Origin of the sequence: Enterocloster aldenensis, assembly GCF_003434055.1 — a bacterium.
In the GTDB taxonomy this organism is placed as follows: Bacteria; Bacillota; Clostridia; order Lachnospirales; family Lachnospiraceae; genus Enterocloster; species Enterocloster aldenensis.
Genome location: NZ_QVEX01000028.1, coordinates 1951 through 26213 on the forward strand (window position 1 = coordinate 1951; position 24263 = coordinate 26213).

The following is a 24263-nucleotide window of genomic DNA, read 5'->3' on the forward strand; positions in this document are numbered from 1 at the left end:
ATTCGCATATATCCTGACCAAGGAACGTATCCCGAACATGATTGCGGAGGCCATGCTCAATCTGACAAGCAACAAATATATCCTGCTGCTGCTCATTAACCTGTTCCTGATCTTTGTTGGAATGTTCATGGAAACCATTGCAGCCATCCTGATCCTGTTCCCAGTGCTTTTGCAGCTGGCCACCTCAGTGGGCGTGGATTCCGTCCAGTTCGGCGTCCTGGTAGTCATGAACCTGGTTCTCGGTCTCTGTACGCCGCCTGTAGGCGTCTGCCTGTTCGCGGCTACCAATATAGCGGGCAATAAGCTGTCTGACAATGTAAAGGCCCTGATGCCTTTCCTCATTGCCAACTTCATCGTGCTGGGTCTTGTGACCTATGTCCCATTCTTAACCACAGGCGTTGCCAGCCTTGTCTTAGGAGGTTAAGACGGAACCAGGTACTGATATTTAAAAAGGTACGGCTTCCGGACAAACGGAGTTTATAAAACTCCTGTCCGGGAATCGTACCTTTTTATTTGATTCCCTGCATCTCAAATCATCTGTCAGTCCAACGCAAACATCGCCATGGCCTGCAGCACGTCCTTTTCCATTGCAAGGGTTGCCGCATTGGCCAGTTCATGGAAATATTTCACGTCCTTTTCCTCCAGCAGTTCCTTAACCGCCTTAACGCCCGCATTGGACATGTAGGAAAAATAATTTATCTTGCGGATACCGCAGCGGATGGCCTTCTGGGTGTCCTCCACGCTGATGCCCGAGCCGCCGTGCATGACCAGGGGCACCCCTGTCAGTTCCCGGATCCGCCGGATCCGCTGAAAATCCAGCCTGGGCTTTGTGGCATAGAAGCCATGGACCGTGCCAACCGATGCAGCCAGGGCGTCAATGCCGGTGTCCTTTACAAACCTTGCGGCCAGTTCCGGCTCCGTATATGCCTCACTCACATCCCTGATATCAAACACCCGTCCCTCATGTCCTGTCACAATGCCGATTTCAGCCTCCACATCCGCATTGTACTCTTTTGCAAGTGTTGTCACCTCCCTGGTCAGGCGTACGTTGTCCTCATAGGAAAGGGAGGAACCGTCAATCATCACGGCGCTGAATCCAAGGGACAGGGCTTTTTTCACATAGGCAATGTCCTCCCCGTGGTCCAGCATCACGCATACGGGAATCAGGGCATCCTCTGCCATCCGCACCATGATGGGGCCGATGACGTCAATGGGTATCTCGCATTCATGGAGCTGGGCATGCTGGACAATCACCGGCTCATTGCGTTTCTCAGCCGCGCCAAGGACCGCCATCAGGATCTCCAGGCTGGGCGTATCAAACGCCCCGATGCAGCACTGCCGGTCCACGGCGCTTTTTAAGACCTGATTCATACTAACCAGCATCTGTCATTCTCCTCACTTTTTTTCATACAGCTCGATGATTGCGTCATCCCATATCACGAATGCAAGGCGTACCCCTGGGCCGCAGTCAGCAGGCCCAAAGATAACCCGCTGGGCCTGGGCCGCATAATGGTCCAGGTCATCCACCTTATATGCCACATGGGGCTGTTTGGAAAGTATCTCAGGGAACGGGGTCCCCTCCTCAAATTTCAGGTACTCAATCTTAAAATCATAGTCATCCACCCTGCTGACCCAGAACTTCATATCCTCGTTATAGGTCATCCCCTCTTTTTTGTTGAGGACCGGGATGCCGATGTGCATATATTCAGCTGCCATATCATACCCTCCTAGTTCGTATGTGTTAAGAAAACCAGCGGCCTTCATCCTGCTATTTCTTCATATACGGCGTGTTGCATGGCGCATTCCAATAATGAAGCAGTTCGTCGTCCATCCTTGCCATGAACATCTGGAATCCTGCCTGTTCCTGCACGGTCAGCAGCTCGCCCACATAATTGGCAGCTATCTCAATGTTTTTCTCCCTCAGGTATTCCACGCACCTGCGGTAAATGATGAACAGCTCCATCAGCGTGGTGGCGCCTGTGCCATTGAGGATCAGCATGATTTTCTCGCCGTCCTTTATATCCAGGTCGGCAAGAAGCCCGTCCAGCATGATTCTGGCTGTCTCATCCGCCGACTTCATGGGCTGGCGGCCTCCGCCGCCCTCTCCGTGCTGCCCCATTCCAATCTCCATCTCGTCCTCGCCCAGGTCAGCCAGAAGGCTTCCTGTTGCAGGATGGGTTGCGCCGGAAACAGCCACGGCCAGGGTTGCCATGTTATCCGCAAACCGCTGCGTTATGGCAGCCACCTCTTCCAGGCTTTTGCCTTCAGCGGCAGCCGCTCCCGCTATCTTGTAGGTGGGGATGCAGCCAACCAGGCCCCTCCTGTCATCTGCGTTGGACCTTGGGGCATTGGCAATGTCCTCCTGGGTCACTACCTTGACAACGTTCAGTCCCTCCTTGGCGCACTTCTTCATGGTCAGGTTTCCGGTCAGCATATCGCCTGCATGGTTCAGCACAATATATAGCACACCCTTGCCCTTATCCGCCATCTTGATGGCATCCAGACACGCCTGAGGCCCGGGAGCCGCAAACACATCGCCTACGACCGATATGTCCACCATGCCCTCTCCCACAAATCCGCTGATGGCAGGTTCATGGCCCGAGCCGCCCTGGGTTACAATTGTAACACGGTCAGCGTCTGCCAGCTTATTGTTGATGACCATACGGTTCTCCCCCAGTGTGACCAGGTCCTTGTGGGCCATGGCAAAGCCTTCCAGAAGTTCCGGTGTCAGGTTCTCTGGGTTATTAATAAATTTCTTCATCTTCATATTGTCCTACCTCTCCTATCTGTTATTTTCCAGGCCTTTCATTCATCCTTAAGTCCGTCGTATAATCCGGCAAAGAACAGGGATGTGCTCACTGCCCCGGCGTCAGGTGTCCCTATGGTCTGCTCCTTATAGCTTCTGGCCCTTCCGTACCTGGATATGTACTGTTCGCTTTCCTTTGCCCCCCTGACAGCCGCCTCCTTGGCCGCTTTCAGGATGGCCATGATATCGTCATCTGCCTTCTGGGCCGCATCCACGGCCGGAATCAGGGCATCCATCATGGTTTTATCCCCTATGCCCGCTGTCGTGATATCCTCCATGGCTGACAGGCATTCGGTGAACATTTCCTTCAATATCTTTGCGTCAATGGGTCTGTTCCCCTCCAACGGTCCTGACAGGCCCCCGATCATGGTTCCGTATAACGGTCCCGCGCTGCCGCCTCCAATCTCCATGGTGTTGTCCCCCAAATCCTCAATGAACGTCTCCATGTCGTCGTCTTCCCAGCCCTCTATGCTTTTCTCCATCAGGCTGGCTATTTTTCCGATTGTGATGCCATGGTCCCCGTCCCCGAATCTGGAATCAATCTGGCTGAGATAGTCCTTGTTCTCATTCCAGAGCAGGGCTATCTTTTTGAACATTTGTATGACTTCCGGTTTCGCAAGTAACATATGTAACCTCCTTTCACGCAGTTTCCCCAATTATTCCATAGTTTTAGATTATCATCCACTGACATACTTGTCAATTTATTCTGGTTTAAAATTCATACTTTTTAGAAATTGCACAAAAAATGCACAGTTCCTATGACAAACTGCACATTTTTAGTTACATATGTAACCTTATCCATTTCTCATGATTTTCCCTCAGGGCATTTACTTCAGGATTTACTGTTCCAGCATTTCCCTGATTACATGCTCCGGCGCAAGGATGTGGTTGATGTATCCTGACTTCAGCGCTCCCCTGAGCGCCTTTGGGCTTGTGTTGGCAGAACAGATTCCAACCGCATACCTGGTTTTTGCCAGAAGCTCCAGGGGAATCTGGATTGCATAATCCGTCTCAGAACGGATTACATGGCCTTCCACATCAATATAATAATTAAGGATCCGCCCCACCGCCTTCTGTCTGGCCAGCCTGTCCCCATACCTTGCCTCCGATGCAAAATCAGGGGTAGAAGGAAAATTCCCGATATTCACAAGGGCGATATCCAGCTTTTCCCAGGACCTGTACACCTCATGGTAATTATCCAGGGACTTCATGAGGCGCAGTTCCTGCTCAGACAGCACGGATGCTGGGGAATAGATAAAATCAGGCCTGGCCCCGCTGTGCTCCGCAATGGCCCGCACCAGTTCATTGGAATGATAATTCTTAAGCCCCACGCCGCCGTTGCCGATCAGGGGGCATACGGACGTGCACAGGGGAACCAGCCGGTTCTTCTGCTCCATGCATTTGACCACATCCCCAATGATATGTCCCCAGCCGATTCCCAGATGATCCTCTCCCAGGCCTTCCAGGAAACGGATGGCCGCCTCTGCCACCGCGGCATTGGTTGCATGGTCGCCGCAGCCGTCCGGTATCACCAGGCCTCCATAGACGCCAAACTTCCTTCCCACCAGTTCCATAAGGGAAGCCTGTCCGCTTTCCCGTATCTGAGGGGCCTGGATACGGATGGTCACAATCCCCGTATCCCTGGCAGTTTTTAACAGCTTGCTGACCATGGGCCTGGAAATCCCATAATGCGCGGCAATCTCGCTCTGTGTCCGGTCCTGTTCATAATACATCCTGGCCACCTCCACCAGGCGTTCCACCTTCCTGTCACCATCAGCACTTCCCATCCCAATCAGCTCCCGTCCTGTGTTTTTGCGTCTTCTTCCAACGTCCCAGGTCTCCGTCTCCGCCCAGGCCGCCTAAGCGGTCCAGGCCTTCCCTTCCGTCCAAGCTGCTCAAACAGCGCCAGACCCAGGCATCCCACGCCATAACACGCAATATCCTTTAAGTCAAATACCGACCCAAGTATGATTCTGGCCGCCCTGAACGCCTGAAGCCCTAATAACTCCACCAGGCGGAAATACTGCAGCACCTCCACGCAGACGGCAAACAGGAACACATACAGTACCAGATGCCTGGCGCCGGACGGAAAGAAAATCCGCACAAAAACATATACCAGCACCACCACCAGCACATCCCCTATATAAGGGCGGATAAACCGGTCATGCACCCACAGCGCAATGGCTGCCTCAATAAGGAATAGGATGACGAATGCGGCCAGATATCCCATCCTCTGCCTGCTTTTACTTATTATCACGATTCCAGCTCCTCCCTTGCCCCATTACTTCTATAATAGAACCATATGGCACCCTGCAGTCCCACAGGATTCCGCGCAGTCCCATGCAGCCTTATACAATCCCATTCAGTTCCTGGTACAGATCCTTGGCATAACTGTCCGTCATTCCGCAGATATAATCCGTCACCAGCAGCAGGCGCAGGTACAGCTTTTCCGCCTCATCCTTGTCCTTTGAACAGATGGAATAAATCTTCTTATAATTATCGGAAATAAGGGAAACCATCTTATTCTGCACCTGTGTCATGGGCAGGTCCGTATCCCAGGGTATGACCGCGTCCACGAACCGCTCCAGCAGGAAGCTGAAAATGGTCTGGGCCGCAATCTCCAGTTTAAGTATGGGCCTGGTGTCAAAAGCATAGCGGAAGGCAATATCCCCCAGGGCGTCCATCAGAAGCTCCACGCCGGTTCCTGCGAACATATCCTTCCCGTAACTGCCGTCCATGATGGCGCCGTAATTCGCAGTAAAGCAGTCCGTCACCCCTGCAATCATCTGCCCCTGGGCGCTTATCACCCAGTTCTGCACCGCATACAGGTCCGGGCGGCTGTAATCCCTCTGGACGCCCTTGCCAAACCGCTCCTCCAGCCACGAGACAATCCTCCGGTACTGCTCTGTCTGCTGTTCCGGCCGGAAGCCCCTAAGCTCCTGCAGAAGCCGTTCATAGGAAATGCAGCCCTTTTTCACCGCGTCCTCTATATCCGCTGTTTTATACGCAATATCATCTGCCGCCTCCAGAAGGAAGGTCAGGGGATGCCTCATGCCAAAGGTCCCGGCGGAGCGCTGCACATCTTCAAAATTATCCTTATCCGCATAGAAATATCCCATCTTCTTTGTCCTGATGTTACCGCTTTTCTTATCTATCCCAAGGGAGGACACAGGATACTTGATAATGGTCCCAAGCAGCGCCTTGGTCAGGTTCATGCCATGCTCATCCACCAGGAAATGCAGCCTGGTCACCACCCGGAAGGCCTGGGTATTGCCTTCAAAATGATAAAAGTCCTGCAGCATCTGGGGCTTAAGCATATCACTTATGGCCTGGCCCTTAAACGTAAGCCTGCCCAGGTTCTGTTTAAACCAGTCCTGTATGGAGGTTTCCCCAAAATGTCCAAAGGGCGGGTTCCCGATGTCATGGATCAGCCCTGCACACTGAAGGATGTCGCACACAGCCGCCTTGTGCTCCGGCAGGAAGGTATCGTCCTTAACATTCACCCGTATGCTCTCGGATATATTCTGCCCCAGGGACTTGGCCAGGGAGGAAACCTCCAGGGAATGGGTAAGCCTGGTCCTGACAAAGTCGCTGCGGTCCAGTGGAAAGACCTGGGTCTTGTCCTGGAGGCGGCGGAAGGAGGCGCTTCCGATAATGCGGTGGTAATCCTTCTCAAACTCAGTGCGCAGGTCGGTGGAGGATGATTTCTTATAGCTGCGGATACGGTCATCGCAAAGCAGGGTTGTCCAGTTCATGGGATTGTCTCCTTTTTCGTTTCTATACTCTATTATCAACAATTTGGGGGAAAATGCAAATACAAATATACAGGAAGGGCCGGAAGCCGCCCTATAAACGGCAGATTCCGGCCCTGTCCATTGCTTCTATGCATATTTTTCCTGTGGTGACACCAGCACCTTTACCCCAATATCATTCCATGCCTTAATCTCCTTTGCCGGCATATTCCAGTCCGTAAAGACATAATCTACCTGTTCGGCGCTGCACACCTTGTTAAAAGCCACCTCGCTAAACTTATTAAACTCGCACAGGATGATTTTAGAATGTCCTATCTCAAGCATTTTCCGCAGGACTGCTGCCTCCTCCGTATTATATTCCGTCACACCATCTTCAATGGAAATCCCATCAATGCTCAGTATGGTCTTATCTACGCGGAAATCCTCAAGACATTCCCTGCACGTGCTTCCCACCAGACTCTTATTATGCTTCCTCAGATACCCGGAAGTAAGATAAATCTGGTTGCTCTCATTATCGCTTAATATCAGTGCAATGTCCGGTGAATTGGTTACCACGGTCAGCATCTTCCCGCTTTTTAAGAGATATCTTGCCAGGGACAGGGTCGTGCTTCCATTATTCATGGCAATGGCATCCCCGTCATTAATATATTCTGCTGCCGCTTGGGCAATGGCCAGCTTTTCCTGCTGGTTGCTTTCCATTTTTTTTGAAAACTCCAGTTCCTTTGCCCTGAAGCTGCTGTAGGTTGCACCGCCCCGAATACGCTTTACGGATGAGTCTTTTTCCAATTCCAGCAAATCCCGGCGTATGGTTTCGATGGATACGTGAAACAGGTCGGACAGCTGCTCTACCTTGGCAAATTTTACCTCGGACAGATACCTGAGCATCTCCCTCTGGCGCTCACTGTACATGATTCACCTCCCCAACTCTATGTAGGTCACCTCCCAGGAACGGCCACCGGGGACAGTTTCATCAGAAAATGTCTGTCATATGTGGTAAGGGGCATCAGGAATAGTTCTCCCCTGCTGTTTCCGCACATTCCATGGGCCCGGATGGATGAATTATAAAATCCCAGCTGTGCCCTCACATTCAGTTCCATATCAATTATTGTAAGGCCGCCTCCCCGCTCTGCCACATACACGTAGTTCCTATCCGCCCAGAGTCCGGTAGGCTGATACAGGTTCCCATCAAAGTATGCCAGCAGTTCTCCGTCTTCTGAGAATACATGGAGCCGGTTTCCATCCCTGTCCCCAACCCATATACGGCCCAGAACATCCACACAGAGACAATGAGGCACCACAAACCGTCCCGGTTCATCCCCAGGCCCTCCCCAGGTCCGGACCAGCTTCCCATCCCTGGTAAAACGGTGGATGGCTGCATTTCCATAGCCGTCACTGACAAACAGGTCACCGGATGGTGCAAATGCCACACCTGTAGGTTTATTAAAGGGAGGCGCGGCCCGCTTTATGGTTCCCACTCCCATGAAGAAAGACCATCCCTTGTCAAAAGAGACATCCGTCGGTACGTATTTTCCCATTCTCTGGCGTTTCCTCCAGATATCAGGGTCAAACCCGCTGTCACTTGGAACTCCCGGCGTACCGATATCGCGGATCAGCTCCCCGTCTTTGCTGATTTCCCGAAGCACATGCATGGCTACGTCCACGCACAGTAATGTATCATCTGGTGTCACGCACAGGGTATGGGTTTCTTTAAACAGGCCTTTTCCAAAATCTGTTACATAATTCCCCTCCGGGTCCAGCATCATGATGGGGTGGTCCACATCCCGTGTGGATAAAAACAGGTTGTCCTCCTTGTCACAGCATCCCCCTGAATACATGGTAAGCCCAAAGCAATCCGGGAACCTGCCATAATCCGGGTGGAGTTCGTAGGTATATCCATTGCTTGTATAATAAGATCTGCCGGCCTTGTCGCGGTCCGCAATCCCCTTAATCATCTCTGCCATCTTTGCAGCCCTTCCCCTCTTTAACATCCATATCCCTATTTATCTTTTTCGCGTACACTTTCAGGCACGATTTCGCCGGACATGATTTTTTCCTTGCTCTCCTCCACCATATCCTTCACGCCATCCTTATATGTAATCTTGCCTGTGGAATCAAAATCAAACCCTGCTCCGTCCGTACGTTTCATGGAAAATGCTTCTGTGCGTCCGCCTTCGAACTTCCCCTCTGCATAATCCTTCATCGCTGCATATACCCATGTATCATATGGTGTAATCTGGCTTCCGACCACCTGTCCAGGAAGCAGCGGGCTCTGGTCAATGTCACATCCAACCACATAATGCCCTTCGCCAAGTTCCTTCGCCGCCTCAAATACACCAAGTCCCGTCTTTGCCGCTACCTGATATACCACATCATAACCTGAATTATATAAGGTGAGCGCCAGTTCCTTGCCCTTGGCCGGGTCCTCAAAGGTACCTGCATACATGATGGATACTTCAATGTCCGGATTGGCTGCTTTGGCCCCATCCTCATAACCTGCCGCATATCTGTTATTCTGTGCCATATCCTGCCCGATGACAGCTCCTATCTTACCTGTTTCTGACATAAGCGCAGCCGTCACGCCTGCCAGGTAGGAACCTTCCTGCTCCTTGTTGGCAGACCCCAGCACATTGGGGATAGCGTTAATTTCACCGTTCATGCTGAAAAATTTCGTGTCCGGGTACTCCGGGGCCACGGTACAGATGGCATCCACCATCTCAGGCTGGAGACATACCAGCAGTCCGTATCCTTCCTGGGCCATGGAGCGCAGTGTTTCCTCATACTCGCCTACCTGGACCTCCACTACCTGGGTATCCATGCCATATTCCTCCGCTGCCTTTGTAAAACCGGAATAACTTAAGTCAGTTACAGAGCCGTCACCCAGGGCCTGGGGTGTTATGAATGCTGCCTTCAGCGCTGTCTTTGGGGCCTCTGATGCTTCTGTCTCCTTCTTTTCTGCCGGGGCTTCTGTCTTCACGGCCTCGGTCTGGGGAGCCGCTGCCGTGTCTTTCGCCGTACTGCCTGAACCACAGGCACTGAGAATTGTCATTGCCGCCACTGCTCCTAGAATTGCTGCTGTTGCTTTTTTCATTTCTTTTCCTCCGTTTTCTTGTTCTTTTTTTGTTTGTTCCATTTGTTTTATATGTTAAAATTGTTCCTTTACCGGTTTTCTGATAAACACACATGCAAGCACTGCCAGATATGGAATCATCAACACAAGCTCAGAAGCAATGGTCCCGCTAAGCTGTACCTGGTTTCCAAATGCTTCCGCAAACCCAAACAGCAGCGTGATGAACAGGACCAGCACAGGCCTACGCCTTGAGAACATCAATGCGCCCAGTGCAATATACCCCTTACCCACAGTCATACCCTCAGAAAACATGGACAAAAATCCGATGGAGAGCTGGCTTCCAGCCAATGCGCACAGCACGCTGGCAATCAGGATACAGGAAATCCGCGTCTTATTTATATTAATCCCCACTGCCTCGGCTGCTTCCGGATTGGCACCGCTGGACAGGATACGCAGTCCGTAAGGCGTGTGATAAATAATGACGGCCGCGGCTGCCACGGTGAGAAAGGCTGCATACACAATCCATGTCTGCTGTGTAAAAATACTTCCAATCACCGGGATATCACAAATCACAGGGACCGTAATCCTGGATATGGATGGGATATCCGGCGATATAAAGGAACCGGTCTGGTGAAACACCATCCTGAGCAGATATATGGTAAAGCCGTCAATCAGGAAATTGATGGCAAAGCCAACCACCAGCTCAATGGCTTTCATTTTCATGGTAATCCAGGTAAAGAAGCACCCCAGGATAAGGGTTGCAATAACCGCACACAGCACCCCTATCACCCAGCTGTGGAAATAGTAGCCTGCAATGACCGCAAAAAAACAGGCCAGCAGCATCTGGGCTTCCAATATGATGAATGTTACCCCGGCACAATCACAGAACAGGGCTCCCACTGCAGCCAGCAGGATGGGGGCGGAATACCTCATGGTAGCGCTGATTAAAAGCGAAATATTCATGATGCCTCTCCTTCCTTTACGTTATGCCTGATGAATGGTAACCGTTTCCAATCCAGCATACCTGCAAATGCCTTGGCGGAAACAAAACATATGATGGTACACTGTATGACCACGGCCACTGCCCTTGATACGCTGGTGGTCCGCTCCACGGTCAGGGAACCTGCCTTTAAAAAACCCATAAATACCGCGCCGAACAAGGTTCCAAGAGGAGAGCAGCTGCCCAGCAGGGCTGACAGGATTCCATTGGTTGCAAAATCCCCCACAAAACGGCTCTCAAAGCAAAGCCTGACTCCCATGATCTCAGTGGCGCCGCCCAGCCCCGCAATGGCCCCGCTCATAAGGATGACGCCAATCCTTGCCGTATTTACATTCACTCCACCATACTTGGCAAACCTGGGGTTAATCCCGCATACCTCAAATTCATAGCCGAATTTTGACCGTTTAATCATAATCCAATAGAAAGCCACAACCGCAAGGCTGATTAACAGTGCCGTGGTCACATTGGTTCCCGGTATCAGCTTGGTCAGCTGCCCCTGTTCAGCAATCATGTCCGTCTTGATGGTCGCGCCCCGGTTGCCGCTGGCAAGGAACACATTATGTACCAGATAATCCGTAAGATACATTGCCACATAGTTCAGCATCATGCACGGCACCACCTCGCTGCTGCCGTAATAAAGCTTGGCCAGAATCGGAGGCAGCGCCCATATCATACCCACCAGCATGCTGGCAAGGAACATGAACGGTATCAGGACATATCCCGGCAAATCCCTGAATGTGATGCCCACAATGGCTGCTGCCAGTCCGCCCATGTACATCTGTCCTTCCACACCCATGTTGAAGACCCCGCCCTTAAAGGCAATGGATGCCGCCACCCCTGCAAATATCAGGGGCACGGTCCAACGGATGCTGGATGCCAGGGCGAACATGGAACCGCATGCGCCGCGCAAAAGGGCGGCATAGATAACAATAGGATTATTGCCTGTTGCAAAAATCAGGACTGCGCCGACCAGCAAACCAAATGCCACTGCCATAAGAGCAGTCTTAACACTGATTGGCGTCGGCCTATACGTAAAATTCATACAGCTGTACCCTCCCTTACAATTCCAGCCATCAGCAGGCCGATTTCTTCCTCTGTTGCCGCACCCGGATTAACTTCCCCCACAAAACGTCCATTATAGATGACCAGTATGCGGTCGCTGATTGCCATGATTTCAGAAAGTTCATTGGAAACCAGCAGGACAGCATTGCCCTGGTTGCGGTGTTCCACAAGCGTATCATGAATATACTCCGTTGCCCCGATATCCACGCCGCGGCTTGGCTGGGCAGCTATGAGGACAGATGGTTTCAGGTATAATTCCCTGGCTACTATCAACTTCTGAAGATTGCCGCCGGACAAAGACAGGGCATCATTCATGATGTTATCTGTTTTCACTGTAAATTTCTTCACATTGTCCCAGGTAATCTGTTTCGCCTTTTTATAATTGATGAAATACCTACCTGCAAAATCCCTGGACCGGTATCCTTCCATGATAAAATTAGAAAGAATGGTGGCGCCTACCGCTGCCCCTGTAAGTTGCCGGTCCTCAGGAATGCATCCCATCCCATATTCCCGCCTGATCCTGGTTCCCATGGATGGCGATACCTCCCTGCCTTCAATCAGTATCGTCCCTTTATAGTCATTGACCATACCGGTTAATATATCGATTAATTCAGACTGCCCATTCCCCTGGACCCCTGCAATGCCAAGTATCTCTCCTTTATGTAAGGTGAATGAAATGTCGTCAACTGCCTTGACCCCCCATTTGTCCACATATTCAAGCCGCTCTGCTTCCAGGGCAATCTGGGACTGGTCAACCACTTTCTTTTCCTTTTGTTCGCTAAGCTGGCGCCCCACCATCATCTCTGCAATTCTGCGCTCATCTGTCTCAGAGGTCTTTACGTGCCCTGTAACCTTCCCCAGTCTGAGTACCATGATTTCATCTGTAATCTGCATGATTTCATTGAGCTTATGGGTAATCAGTATGATGCTCTTTCCTGCGTTACGCAGTTCCACCAGGGTTTCAAACAGCTTTACAATTTCCTGTGGGGTGAGTACGGCCGTGGGTTCATCCATAATCAGAAGGTCTGCCCCAAGATAAAGTGCTTTCAGGATTTCCACACGCTGCTGCAGGCTGACCGGTATATCCTTGACCAGCGCTTTGGGCGGAACCTCCAGCTTATACTGTTTACCAATATCCAAAACCATCTGTTCCGCCTGCTTCATGTCCAGGAGCCCGTTCTTTTTCTGTATGGGTTTGCCAAGTATCATGTTCTGCGTCACTGTAAGGGTGGGGACCAATGCAAAATGCTGGTGTACCATACCTATTCCCATGTCAATGGCATCTTTGGGGCTCTTAAACCGCACGGCCTTACCGTCAATCAGTATTTCGCCTCCATCCGGCTCATACATTCCGTAAAGCACACGCATGAGTGTTGTCTTGCCCGCCCCATTTTCCCCAATCAATCCATATATCTTTCCAGATTCAACTGTAAAATCCACCTCGGAATTAGCTGTCAGTTTCCCAAATACCTTGGTGATTTTCTTTAATTCAATCTGCCTCCCCATAATCATCCCTCGCTTCTGATATATCTGCCATATCCTGCATCGCACAGGATTCTTCCATCTCCATATACCCTTTTTCCCCTGACAAATGTATCTGTCACACGGCCCTTCAGCTCCATTCCATGATACGGACCTTTGTCACTCTTTGTTTTGGAGAATGATTTGGTTCCGTCATAAACCCAGTTCTCATCCGGGTCAATGAATATAAAATCCGCATCCGCCCCCGGCATCAGGTTTCCTTTTCTCGGGTACAGTCCCAGAAGCCTGGCCGCGTTTTGGGAGGTAAGTTCTGCCAGTCTTGTCCATGACAGGCCCCGCTTATTCACTCCTTCTGAAATCATTGCAGCCAGCATCACATCATTGCAGCCAAAGCCACAGTACTCTTTCCAAAAATCGTGCTGCATTACCTTTTCTTCATCTGTATACGGGCCATGGTCCGAACCCAGTACATCTATGGTCCCATCTTTTACATAATCCCACATCTTTTCTACATTTTCGCGGCTGCGGAAGGGCGGCGTACATTTTGCAAAGGATTTTTTATCCCTTAGTATATTCCTGTCAAATATCAGATAATGGGGACAGGTTTCAACAAAGACCGGCGCCCCTTCCTTTTTTTGGTTCTTTATGAATTCCGCTCCCTGGGTGATGGTGGTGTGGCAGACCAGAAGCCTGGATCCGGTCATCCTGGCAAACAGCACAGCCCGCTGTATTGCGTCAAACTCAGTCCACCACGGCCTTGCATCGTCAAAGCATGCCTCGTCCTGGCAGTGGATTTCCGAATAATGCCGGCAGCCAAAATCCGCCACTTCCGCATTCTCGGCATGCAGGGCAACCAGCCCGTGAAAGGATGCCGATTCCCGCATTCCTTCTACCAGATAACCATCCGTGATACGGGGGTATACTTTCGTTGAAAAACACATAAATCCCTTAAAGCCAACACAGCCCAGGTCGTGCATTTCCCTCATATCCTTGATGCTGTCAGGAATCAGGCCTCCCCACAGTGCAAAATCTACCACTGAACGGCTCCCTGCCGTCTGCTTTTTCAGGGCCAGGCTTTCCCTGTCAATGGTTGACGGCTCTGACGGCAGCGGCATGTCGCAGATTGTGGTGATACCGCCTGACGCAGCGCTGCATGAACCGCAGTACCAATCCTCCCGGAAATTCGCAGGTCCCGGGTCACCCATGTGATTATGTGTATCAATCATCCCCGGCATCACTATCTTCCCTGATGCATCTATGATTTCACAATCCCCTGAATAATCACTTCCTTTTTCCAACAAGGCAGTTATCCTGCCGTCTTCAACCAATAGCGATACATCTTCCACACGGTTCGGGAGTACAACCCTGCCATTACAAATTAACTGTTTGTTCTGAATCATCCCCACACCCTCTCATTTTTTACTGTCTTATGTGGTATAATCTTACCAAAAACAAACAAAAGCTGTCAATCATGGCAATTGACAGCTTTCTTTGGTTAATGTTCAATTTTTGCAACTGGAAATTGTGGTTTTACAAGCATTTCCACGGGTTTTCCACATTTACTCCAACTTCTTATTTTCCATATATTTCCTATCCGCGGTCAATACCCGAACATGAATATCACTCCAGGCTTTTACTTCTTTATACGATATGTTCCAGTCTGTAAACACGTAGTCAATCTGTGCAGCGGAACACACCTTGTTAAATGCAACCTCACTGAATTTGCTGAACTCACATAAAATCATCCTGGTACGCCCAATCTGAAGCATTTTCCTTAATATGGCAGCCTCCTCCGTATTGTATTCCGTAATCCCATCCTCAATGGAAATGCCGTCAATGCACAATATGGTCTTATCAACCCTGAAATCCTCCAGGCTCTGGCTGCACATGCTTCCAATCAGACTTTTATTATGTCTGCGGAGACGGCCTGCCGTCAGGTAAACGCTGTTACTCTCATTGCCAATCAGGACCATGGCAATGTCCGGAGAATTAGTAACCACTGTCAGACGTTCTTTTGTATCCAGCAGGCATCGGGCCAATTCCAGGTTCGCAGTGCCATTATTCATGGCAATGGCATCCCCGTCATTGATATACTCAGCCGCCAGTTTGGCTATGGCATGCTTTTCAACCTGGTTATTCTCCATCTTTTTTTCGTATTCCATTTCTTTGGCCCGCAGGTTATTATATACGGCCCCTCCCCTGACTCTTTTAATAGAAGAATCTTTTTCCAATTCCAGCAAATCCCTGCGTATGGTTTCCAAACTGACCTGGAACTGTTCGGCCAGCTGCTCCATCTTAGCAAACTTGGCCTCGGACAAAAACCGGATAATTTCTTTCTGACGTTTATTATACATAGGTCAATCTTCCCCCTGCCATTTGGTTTTTCACCAAATTCCACATTTTTTACAACTTGGTTTTCCACAAATATTTTTAAAAAACTTATTTTATTAAGTAAAATCCCTATTATATTGAACTATCTAGTATTTTAACCTAATAAAACATTGTCTATTGCAGATACAAATCAGCTTTTTGTGGAATAGAATGTTGAAAATCCACCTGTGCCAACCCTTTAGTGATATTCTACCATGGCGCCCCGACAGATTCAATTTATATCACATACTTATATCTGATTCAATATGCCAATCTTCCTTCCTCACCCACACCGCATTATTTACAAAATAGTGTATATCCTAATAAAAAGCATCCAACTCCCCGGTCTTTTAAATGATATTTAAATAACGCTTGACACAGGTTACTGTAACTCATATAATTACAGATGTAGAAACTGTATCATATCTTGTTACACTTTTATCATAGAAAGGAATCAGCCATGAATATACTTACCGGATATATAGGCACCTATGCCTCACCCCAAAGTCTTGGGATATACCGTTTTTCCATGGACCTGGATAACGGAAACCTGTCAAGACCTGAACTATACTATGACGCTTTGGACTGCAAATACCTGTCCCTGTACGGAACGCTTTTAGCAGCTCCCAGGAAGCGGGACGGCCAGGCAGGGATATGTCTCCTTGATACAGCCGGGGGCAGTGTCAGCCTGGCAGGAGAAGCATTTCATGAGACAGCCCCGGCCTGCTATGTCATCCAGGATGACTCTTATATATACACTGCCAATTATCACGAAGGATGCGTCCTGGTCTATAAGAAATCCCCCGGCGGCCTGACACTGGCAAAGTGGATTGATATAGCCCCAAAGGCGGGCTGCCACCAGATTCTGTTCCACAGCCACTATATGCTGGTTCCCTGCCTGCTCCTTGACACGGTTAAGATATATGACTGCAGCAGGGATTTCGCACCGGCCGGGGAATTAAGGTTTGAGGCAGGTACCGGTCCCCGCCACGCAGTATTTGATAAGGACCACCACAGGCTGTTCCTGGCCAGCGAGCTAAGCAACCAGCTGTTTGTATATTCCCTGGCCGCGGATACGCGGTCAGGCCCCGCCTTCACCCTGGAGCAGGTTCATCCGCTCCTGCCCGTGGGCACGGCATACAAGGAACCCCCGGCCTCGGCAGCCATACGGCTGTCCCCGGATGGACGTTTCCTCTATGTATCCACACGCTTTGCCGATATCATAAGCGTGTTTCATATAGACGGCTGTCAGTTAAAGCTGGTACAGCAGACCGGCAGCGGCGGGATCCATCCCCGCGATTTCACCCTTACACCGGACGGACAGTATCTGCTGGCCGTCAACCGGACAGAGGGAGGGCTTGTGAGTTTCAGGATCAACCAGGAAACCGGATGCCTGACCGGCCCGTGTTCCCAGGTCCCTGCGCCTGAAGCAGTGGCCGTCATACTAGAACTAACCGCACATTGAATAAGGAGGAATTCATACCATGACAAAACTTGATATTGGAATTGTAGGCCTGTCCGTTATGGGACGCAGCCTTGCCCTTAATATGGCAGACCATGGATTTAAGGTAGGAGGTTACAACCGCAGCGCAGCCGTCACCGAGCAGGTGATGAAGGAGCATCCCCACCAGAACCTGACCCCGTTTTACGACCTAAACGGACTGATTGCGTCCCTCTCCCGGCCCAGGAAGGTCATGCTGATGATACAGGCCGGAAAACCGGTGGACGCGGTGATTGAACAGCTGATTCCCCTTTTAGAACAGGGGGATATCATCCTGGACGGCGGCAATTCCTTTTTTGAGGACACAAGAAGGCGCACAAAGATGCTGGAAGCACAGGGCATCCACTACCTGGGCGTAGGCATTTCCGGCGGGGAGGAAGGGGCCCGTTTCGGCCCGTCCATCATGCCGGGGGGCAGCAGGGACGCCTATGAACCGGTACGCCCCATATTGGAAGCCATTGCCGCCAAAGCAATGGATGAGCCGTGCTGCGCCTATATCGGCCCGGAGGGTGCGGGACATTACGTGAAAATGGTCCACAATGGCATTGAATACGCTGACATGCAGCTGATTGCCGAGTCCTATCTCCTCTTAAAATATGTGGGAGGGTTTTCCAACAGGGAACTGGCTGATATCTTCCATTCCTGGAACCAGGGGGAACTGCACAGCTACCTGATTGGCATTACGGCTGACATCTTCCGGGAAGCAGACGACCTGGCGGACGGGGAACTGATTGACCATATACTGGACAGCGCCAAACAAAAAGGCACCGGAAGATGGGCCAGCATAGAGGCCCTGAAGCAGGGCGTGGATATTTCCATGATTACTTCCGCGTGCAGCGCACGTATCATGTCCAATCATCTGGACGCCAGGAAAAAGGCTTTTGGTCTGGTTGACGCCCCTGGAGTGAGCCCTGCCGCGGACAAGGAGCAATTTGCAGCCATGGTCAGGGAAGCCCTGTATACGGGAAAAATCATTGCCTACGCCCAGGGATTCTCGCTGATGCAGGATGCGTCTTTGCAGTACGGATGGAACCTGGACCTTGGCAAGATTGCATCCATATTCCGGGCCGGCTGCATCATCCAGGCCGTGTTCCTCAATGACATCACCAAGGCATTTGAAACCAGGTCCGAGGACGGCGCCAAACCGGAAAACCTCATATTTGACCGTTTCTTCCTGTCCAGGATCAATGAACATCAGGACAGCCTCCGAAAGGCCGTATCCACCGGGGTCATGAACGGGCTGCCCATCCCGGCGCTCTGCAATGCCATCTCCTATCTGGATGAGTTTTGCGGAAAAGCAGTGGGAGCCAACCTGATCCAGGCACAGCGTGACTGCTTCGGCGCCCACACGTATGAAAGGACGGACCGGGAAGGCACATTCCACCATGAATGGAGGAAAGCAAATGATAATTGACACCAACCTTACCATATTCGGCGGCACCGGGGACCTTACATTCCGTAAGCTCCTCCCCGCCCTGTACACCATGGACATTACCGGGAAGCTGCCCGGAAACAGCCGGATTGTAATCATCGGCCGCCGGGATTTTGATAATGCCAGTTACCGTCAGGCCGCAAGGGAATGGGTGGAGAAAAATTCCCGGCTTCCCTTTGAAGAAAAAAGCTATGGACATTTTTCAGAAAAAATATATTATTACAAGATGAATTTCTCAGAACTAAGCAAATACGAGGCCCTGGACAGGTATTACAGGCAGAATGAGATTCGGTCCCACCTGTTTTATTATGCAGTGGCTCCCCGTTTTTTCAGCGTCATCACAAAAGGGCTTAAGATGGTCGGGGGTTCTGAGGAAGGCAAGGTCATCCTGGAAAAGCCGTTTGGCGAAAACCTGGCGTCTGCCACAGTACTTAATAAAGAACTGGAAGCCCATTTCGGGGCCGGGCAGATATACCGCATTGACCATTATCTGGGCAAGGAAATGGTCCGCAACATACAGGCCATCCGGTTTGCCAACCCCATCTTTACCGATGTCTGGAACTCCCGGTATATCGAGTCCGTGCAGATTTCAGCGTTGGAGGATATGGGCGTGGAGACAAGGGGCGGATACTATGATGCCAGCGGCGCCCTTAAGGATATGGTCCAGAACCACCTGCTTCAGATACTGTCCATCATGGCCATGGAGGAGCCAAAAGAAATGACCCCCAAGGGCCTCCACGATGCCCAGCTGGATGTATTTGACGCCCTGCGGCAGGCAGATGAGGAATCCATTAAGGAAATGCTTGTGTTAGGCCAATATGAGGGTTATCAGAATGAACCACTTGTCCGCCCCGGGTCCCAGACAGAGACATTTGCCGCGCTTAAGCTCTTCATTGACAATAAACGATGGAAAGGAACGCCGTTTTACATCCGCACAGGAAAAAAGACCGGCACAAGGGAAATCGAACTGTCGGTCATCTTCAGGAGGCCTTATCCGGAAGTGGAACCCAATGTACTGATTATCAAAATACAACCCACCGAAGGCGTATATCTTCAGTTTAACATTAAGCGTCCCGGGGATACGGACGATATCATTCCCACGAAAATGGATTTCTGCCAGAACTGCAACCTGGTCCACCAGCTTAACACGCCCGAAGCATATGAACGCCTTATCACCGCATGCATGGAGGGGGAGCGCTCCTGGTTTTCCCAGTGGGACCAGATTGAACGCTGCTGGAATTACATCAGCCGTTTAAAGGAGCTTTATTCCCATACAGCCCTGCCCGTTTACCCCTATATGCCGGGGACGCCGGGACCGGATGAGTCTGGCCGGCTGCTGGAAAAGCACGGACACCAGTGGATGAGACAGGAACCATAAACCGGGTATTTACAGGTTGTAGACAGGGTCATGAAGGATATCGGATATCGGAGGCAGGGTGGAAGCAGCAGAACGGAATAAGCAGCAGGGGATAGGCAGCAAGGAATAAGCAGCAGGGAATAAGCAGCAGGGAGTCAGCATATAGGAGGCAGCCGGATGAACAATACGGATGGATATCATGGAACCGAGGAACAAAAAAAGCTGGCAGCATTTAAAGCTGCCGGTGAAATACAGGACAATATGATATTGGGATTAGGCACCGGCTCAACTGTGTATCATCTCATCGTAAAGCTGGCGGAACGCGTCCGCGGCGGCCTATCTATCCATGCCGCCGCCACCTCTGCCAGGACAGAGGAACTGGCTGCCCATTACGGCATCCCCCTTATCCCGTTCCATGGCGCGCAACAGATTCATCTTGCAATTGACGGCGTGGACGCCATTGACCCGGACTTCCATTCCATTAAGGGCGGTGGCGGCGCGCTGTTCCGGGAAAAGGTGATTGCCTTAAAAGCCCTGCGTGTTATCTGGATCATGGATCAAAGTAAGCTGGTTCCAACACTGAACGGACTTACTCTGCCCGTGGAGGTGGTGCCCTTTGCTCTGGAATACGTGGAGGAACAAGTACGCGCCATGGGTTTTACATCCTGTCTGCGCCGGAACGGGGATGGGCCGGCCGAAGATGGGCCAGATAGGGGCAGACTGGACAAGAGCGGACTGGATAGAAGCCGACTGGTCAGAAACGGACTGATCAGAAACGGGCTGGTCAGAAGCGGACTGTCGGGGGATAATCCCGGCGCCAACGCCTTTCTTACGGATAACGGAAATTATATCCTGGATTTACAGGGTAAAGAAGGCATGGACTACCGTCTGATGGCCGGAAAACTTAAAGCTTTGACCGGCGTGGTGGAGACTGGGTTGTTTGGGAATATCTGCGAAAAAATCATAGTTGGTACAAAGGATGGGGTTATGGTAAAATCCCCTGCAAAACCATAAACCGCAATCATTAAATTTACACACTTTACCTGACAAACCCTCATAAAATATTTAGTCCTTTAACCAATCCAATACCTGAACCGCCTCCGATACCCCAACCTCCCCCATACCGGAACCTCCCCCATACGCAATCCGGCCCCGTCCACCATCATATGCATATCCCATCCGTATTCCTTCGCCTTGTCATTCCGATATCTTTATGTCAAATATAGTCTCCTCAATCACCCGCACACATTCATCCGTACGTTTCAGGATGTCCTTGCCCCAGAAATGTATGACTGTCCACCCTAAGAATAACAGCTTCTTGTCGTTTTCATCGTCCCGCTGCTTATTCCGCTCGATTTTCTTAATCCAGAAATCCGGATTGCTTCCCCTTGACAGCCTTGGCTTAAGGATATCCCAGTCCTTCCCGTGGAAAAACTCGCTGTCACAGAATATGGCCAGCTTGTATTTTGTGATGGCAATATCCGGGGACCCGGGCAGCTTCTTATAATTTTTCCTGTAACGGTATCCCTTTTCCCACAATGCCTTCCGGAGCTTTATCTCTATGCTTGTATCCTTTCCCCTTATGTGGCTCATATTATCATGACGCTGTTTCCGCTTCACACCTTCATCCATAACATCACCCATTTTATTATTTGTTTCTATTGTAACATATACTGTTTTAAAGATAAAAGGGAGTTTCAAAAGTTTATCTTGATCAAACTCGCGCAATGTGTTATAATCATAACATTACATGATAAGGAGCAATTACAATGCAAAAAACGGTCTGTGAATTATTTGCCGGTGTAGGCGGATTTCGGTTGGGGCTGCAGCACGCTTCCCCTCAGTGGGAAACCGTATGGTTTTCCCAATGGGAGCCTGGCAGGAAAAAACAATGGGCACATGACTGTTATGTGAGGCACTTCGGAGATATAGATGAAAGGACAGGACAGGATATCGCGTCCGTTGATAAGACAGCCATACCGGACCATACGCTTTTAGTGGGAGGTTTCCCCTGCCAGAATTACAGCGTGGCCGCATCCAAGTCATCCAAGGGCATCGAGGGGGAAAAGGGAGCCTTATGGTGGTCCATAAGGGATACGCTGATTGCAAAACGTCCTCCCTTTGTGCTGCTTGAGAATGTTGACCGTCTCTTAAAGAGTCCTGCATCCCAGCGGGGCCGGGATTTCGGCGTCATGCTGACCTGCTTTGCACAGTTAGGATACAATGTTGAGTGGAGGGTTGTGAATGCGGCGGATTACGGCGCTGCCCAAAGGCGCAGACGGATTTTCATATTTGCATGCAATAACAGGACGCGCCATGGGGCAGCCATGGGACTTTCTACGGCTGAGGACCTGTTGCTGCAGGACGGATTCTTCGCACAAGCATTTCCCTGCACCATAGACGCAAGCCTTAGGACGGAACGTATTCTCTTCCATGATTTAAGCAATGTGGATCCCCAGACCCTTTTGGCCGCGGGCGATGAGGACGGCAACAATGACTTACTGGACATATCCCGGCAGTTTGCCTTTCCCTTTGAAAACTCAGGTTTCATGATTAACGGAATCATCCATACCTGCAGCACGGTCCCGGTTCATGAGCCTCCCATCCCGCTAAGGCAGATTGCGGTACAGGATGCGGACCAGCGTTACTATATCAGTGATGAGTCCATGGGGAAATGGGTGTACTTAAAAGGCGCCAAGAGAATCGACCGGGTTTCCAAATCCGGGCATGCCTATGTATTCTCTGAAGGCCCCATTGCATTCCCGGACCCTCTTGACAGGCCTTCGCGCACCATGCTGACCTCTGAGTCATCCTTAAACCGCAGCACACATGTCATAGCCGATCCGGTAACGGGAAGGCTGCGGCTGCTTACCCCGGTGGAAGCCGAACGGCTTCAGGGATTTGATGATGAATGGACCAATACCGGCATGCCGGAAAAGTTCCGGTATTTCTGTATGGGCAATGCCCTGGTGGTTCCCATGATTGAACGGATGGGTACCGTGTTAAACAAAATCATAGAGGCGGAACCGTAGATTCCGCCTCTTTGTCTTATATCACGCCATGTTTTATTTGTCTGAACCATGTCCCGCCGGCCCATGCTTATCCTACATCTCCCGCCGGACCTTTCCATAATACAAAAATCCAACCAGATCCGCCAGCACCCATCCAATGGGCACAGCGGCCCAAATCCCAGCCACGCCAATGGCCGGAACAGCAGAAAGCACATAAGCCAGCGCCACCCTGGTGCCCAGTGAAATCACGGTGAGCACCACCGACATCCCAGGTTTCCTCACTGCCCTGTACAGACCGTACAGCAGGAACAGGCACCCGATTCCACAGTAAAAGGCGCCCTCTATCCGCAGATACTGCACGCCCACTGCCAGTATGCCTGTCTCCTGGGGCTGGACAAATATAAGCATGAGTTTCTCAGCAAATATCCATACCACCAGGGATATCATGATGCAGAATGCAATGGAAACCATGACCGCGCTCTTAATGCCCGCCTTAATCCTGTCCTTTTTACCAGCCCCGTAGTTCTGCGCAATGAAGGTGGAAAACGCATTGCCAAAATCCTGCACCGGCATATATGCAAAAGAATCAATCTTCACCGCAGCTGCAAAGGCGGCCATGACCACGGTGCCAAAGCTGTTCACCAGGCCCTGGACCATCAGGATGCCAAAGTTCATCACTGACTGCTGGGCGCAGGTCAGGACTGAGAACTGGGATATTTCCCGCAGTACGCCCCTATCCATTCCCATGTCGCTTCCTGCCACCCGGAACTCCGGCATTTTCACATATGTATAGATGACGATCCCGATTCCGGATACATACTGGGCAATGACGGTTGCCCCGGCAGCCCCGGCAACGCCCCAGTTAAATACCAGCACAAAGACCAGGTCCAGCACCACGTTCAAGACAGCGGCAATTCCCAGGAACAGCAGAGGCACAAAGGAATTGCCCACGGAGCGCAGCAGGGATGCAAAAAAGTTATAGAGGAAAACAGCAAGGATTCCCCAGAATATCATCCACAGATACTCCCTCATCATGGAATATATCTCAGCAGGCACGCACAGCAGGCCCATGATGGGGTCGATGAACAGGAATACCGCGACATTTACCGCCAGGGCCACTGCTGCAATCATCACAAAGGATACGAATATGCTTTTCTTAAGCAGCGTCTCATTCTTCTCACCGTACCGGAGCGAGAACACGGCCCCGCTTCCCATGCACAGCCCCAGAAGGATGGATGTGAGGAATGTCATCAGCGCATAGGCAGCCCCCACCGCGGCCAGGGCATTGGCCCCCAGATACCGGCCCACAATCAGGGTATCCGCTATGTTGTAAAACTGCTGCAACAGATTGCCCAGAATCATAGGCAATGCAAACCTCAGCATGGTACCAGTTATATTTCCCTGTGTCAGATCCCTCTGCATC

General features: G+C 50.8%; 23 protein-coding genes. 6 read left to right on the top strand and 17 right to left on the bottom strand.

Features of this window, described 5'->3' with window-relative positions; all coding sequences use genetic code 11:
* The coding region (locus DWX59_RS27230) for a TRAP transporter large permease subunit (RefSeq protein ID WP_117563321.1) at window positions 1–424 on the top strand (424 nt) is incomplete at its 5' end.
* Between the two features lie 116 nt (window positions 425–540).
* Here DWX59_RS27230 and DWX59_RS27235 read toward each other — a convergent pair.
* The 15 genes from DWX59_RS27235 to DWX59_RS27305 form a co-directional block, all read right to left on the bottom strand.
* On the bottom strand, window positions 541–1383 hold the full coding sequence (locus tag DWX59_RS27235) for a class II fructose-bisphosphate aldolase (protein WP_117563290.1): 843 nt from the start codon (window positions 1381–1383) through the stop codon (window positions 541–543).
* Window positions 1384–1395: 12 nt separating this feature from the next.
* Complete coding sequence (locus DWX59_RS27240; RefSeq protein ID WP_117563291.1) at window positions 1396–1716, bottom strand: hypothetical protein; 321 nt, start codon at window positions 1714–1716, stop codon at window positions 1396–1398.
* Window positions 1717–1768: 52 nt separating this feature from the next.
* Complete coding sequence (locus DWX59_RS27245; RefSeq protein WP_117563292.1) at window positions 1769–2767, bottom strand: dihydroxyacetone kinase subunit DhaK; 999 nt, start codon at window positions 2765–2767, stop codon at window positions 1769–1771.
* A gap of 38 nt (window positions 2768–2805) precedes the next feature.
* Window positions 2806–3432 carry a DAK2 domain-containing protein gene (locus DWX59_RS27250; RefSeq protein WP_117563293.1) on the bottom strand — a complete coding sequence of 209 codons (627 nt, stop codon included), beginning with the start codon at window positions 3430–3432 and terminating at the stop codon, window positions 2806–2808.
* Window positions 3433–3645: 213 nt separating this feature from the next.
* A complete protein-coding gene (locus tag DWX59_RS27255; protein WP_117563294.1) occupies window positions 3646–4593 on the bottom strand; it encodes a sugar-binding domain-containing protein in 948 nt (315 codons plus the stop codon).
* A gap of 5 nt (window positions 4594–4598) precedes the next feature.
* On the bottom strand, window positions 4599–5036 hold the full coding sequence (locus DWX59_RS27260) for a ribosomal maturation YjgA family protein (RefSeq protein ID WP_227117302.1): 438 nt from the start codon (window positions 5034–5036) through the stop codon (window positions 4599–4601).
* Window positions 5037–5154: 118 nt separating this feature from the next.
* Window positions 5155–6561: a deoxyguanosinetriphosphate triphosphohydrolase gene (locus DWX59_RS27265; protein WP_117563295.1), complete on the bottom strand. Its 1407-nt coding sequence runs from the start codon at window positions 6559–6561 to the stop codon at window positions 5155–5157.
* A 126-nt stretch (window positions 6562–6687) separates the two neighbouring features.
* The gene (locus DWX59_RS27270) at window positions 6688–7467 is read right to left on the bottom strand and encodes a DeoR/GlpR family DNA-binding transcription regulator (protein ID WP_117563296.1); all 780 of its coding nucleotides are present in this window, start codon (window positions 7465–7467) and stop codon (window positions 6688–6690) included.
* Between the two features lie 26 nt (window positions 7468–7493).
* On the bottom strand, window positions 7494–8519 hold the full coding sequence (locus DWX59_RS27275) for an NHL repeat-containing protein (protein WP_166460318.1): 1026 nt from the start codon (window positions 8517–8519) through the stop codon (window positions 7494–7496).
* Between the two features lie 35 nt (window positions 8520–8554).
* Window positions 8555–9646 carry a BMP family ABC transporter substrate-binding protein gene (locus DWX59_RS27280; RefSeq protein WP_166460316.1) on the bottom strand — a complete coding sequence of 364 codons (1092 nt, stop codon included), beginning with the start codon at window positions 9644–9646 and terminating at the stop codon, window positions 8555–8557.
* Between the two features lie 54 nt (window positions 9647–9700).
* A complete protein-coding gene (locus DWX59_RS27285) occupies window positions 9701–10588 on the bottom strand; it encodes an ABC transporter permease (protein ID WP_117563298.1) in 888 nt (295 codons plus the stop codon).
* Window positions 10585–11667 carry an ABC transporter permease gene (locus DWX59_RS27290; RefSeq protein ID WP_117563299.1) on the bottom strand — a complete coding sequence of 361 codons (1083 nt, stop codon included), beginning with the start codon at window positions 11665–11667 and terminating at the stop codon, window positions 10585–10587. The genes DWX59_RS27285 and DWX59_RS27290 overlap by 4 nt, the downstream gene beginning before the upstream one ends.
* Window positions 11664–13199 (bottom strand): ABC transporter ATP-binding protein, encoded by a 1536-nt coding sequence (locus tag DWX59_RS27295; protein ID WP_117563300.1) that lies wholly within the window; start codon window positions 13197–13199, stop codon window positions 11664–11666. Before DWX59_RS27295 ends, DWX59_RS27290 begins: the two co-directional genes overlap by 4 nt.
* Complete coding sequence (gene allB, locus DWX59_RS27300; RefSeq protein ID WP_117563301.1) at window positions 13196–14569, bottom strand: allantoinase AllB; 1374 nt, start codon at window positions 14567–14569, stop codon at window positions 13196–13198. Before allB ends, DWX59_RS27295 begins: the two co-directional genes overlap by 4 nt.
* Window positions 14570–14728: 159 nt before the next feature.
* A complete protein-coding gene (locus tag DWX59_RS27305; protein WP_117563302.1) occupies window positions 14729–15523 on the bottom strand; it encodes a DeoR/GlpR family DNA-binding transcription regulator in 795 nt (264 codons plus the stop codon).
* A 476-nt stretch (window positions 15524–15999) separates the two neighbouring features.
* On the opposite strand from DWX59_RS27305, the gene DWX59_RS27310 reads away from it, so the two are divergent.
* From DWX59_RS27310 to rpiA, 4 genes are all read left to right on the top strand, one after another.
* The gene (locus DWX59_RS27310) at window positions 16000–17004 is read left to right on the top strand and encodes a beta-propeller fold lactonase family protein (RefSeq protein WP_117563303.1); all 1005 of its coding nucleotides are present in this window, start codon (window positions 16000–16002) and stop codon (window positions 17002–17004) included.
* Between the two features lie 19 nt (window positions 17005–17023).
* Window positions 17024–18454: an NADP-dependent phosphogluconate dehydrogenase gene (gndA, locus tag DWX59_RS27315; protein WP_117563304.1), complete on the top strand. Its 1431-nt coding sequence runs from the start codon at window positions 17024–17026 to the stop codon at window positions 18452–18454.
* Window positions 18444–19850 (top strand): glucose-6-phosphate dehydrogenase, encoded by a 1407-nt coding sequence (gene zwf, locus DWX59_RS27320; protein WP_117563305.1) that lies wholly within the window; start codon window positions 18444–18446, stop codon window positions 19848–19850. The genes gndA and zwf overlap by 11 nt, the downstream gene beginning before the upstream one ends.
* A gap of 156 nt (window positions 19851–20006) precedes the next feature.
* Window positions 20007–20843 (top strand): ribose 5-phosphate isomerase A, encoded by an 837-nt coding sequence (gene rpiA / locus DWX59_RS27325; RefSeq protein WP_117563306.1) that lies wholly within the window; start codon window positions 20007–20009, stop codon window positions 20841–20843.
* 183 nt (window positions 20844–21026) lie between these two features.
* Here the strand turns inward: rpiA and DWX59_RS27330 are convergent, their stop codons facing one another.
* Window positions 21027–21473, bottom strand: a complete 447-nt coding sequence (locus tag DWX59_RS27330) for a very short patch repair endonuclease (protein ID WP_117563323.1) — start codon at window positions 21471–21473, stop codon at window positions 21027–21029.
* Window positions 21474–21598: 125 nt separating this feature from the next.
* Between DWX59_RS27330 and dcm the strand changes: the two genes are divergently transcribed.
* Window positions 21599–22861, top strand: a complete 1263-nt coding sequence (dcm, locus tag DWX59_RS27335; RefSeq protein ID WP_117563307.1) for a DNA (cytosine-5-)-methyltransferase — start codon at window positions 21599–21601, stop codon at window positions 22859–22861.
* Between the two features lie 72 nt (window positions 22862–22933).
* Here dcm and DWX59_RS27340 read toward each other — a convergent pair whose 3' ends face one another.
* Window positions 22934–24262 carry an MATE family efflux transporter gene (locus DWX59_RS27340; protein ID WP_117563308.1) on the bottom strand — a complete coding sequence of 443 codons (1329 nt, stop codon included), beginning with the start codon at window positions 24260–24262 and terminating at the stop codon, window positions 22934–22936.
* Window position 24263 lies beyond the last annotated feature (1 nt).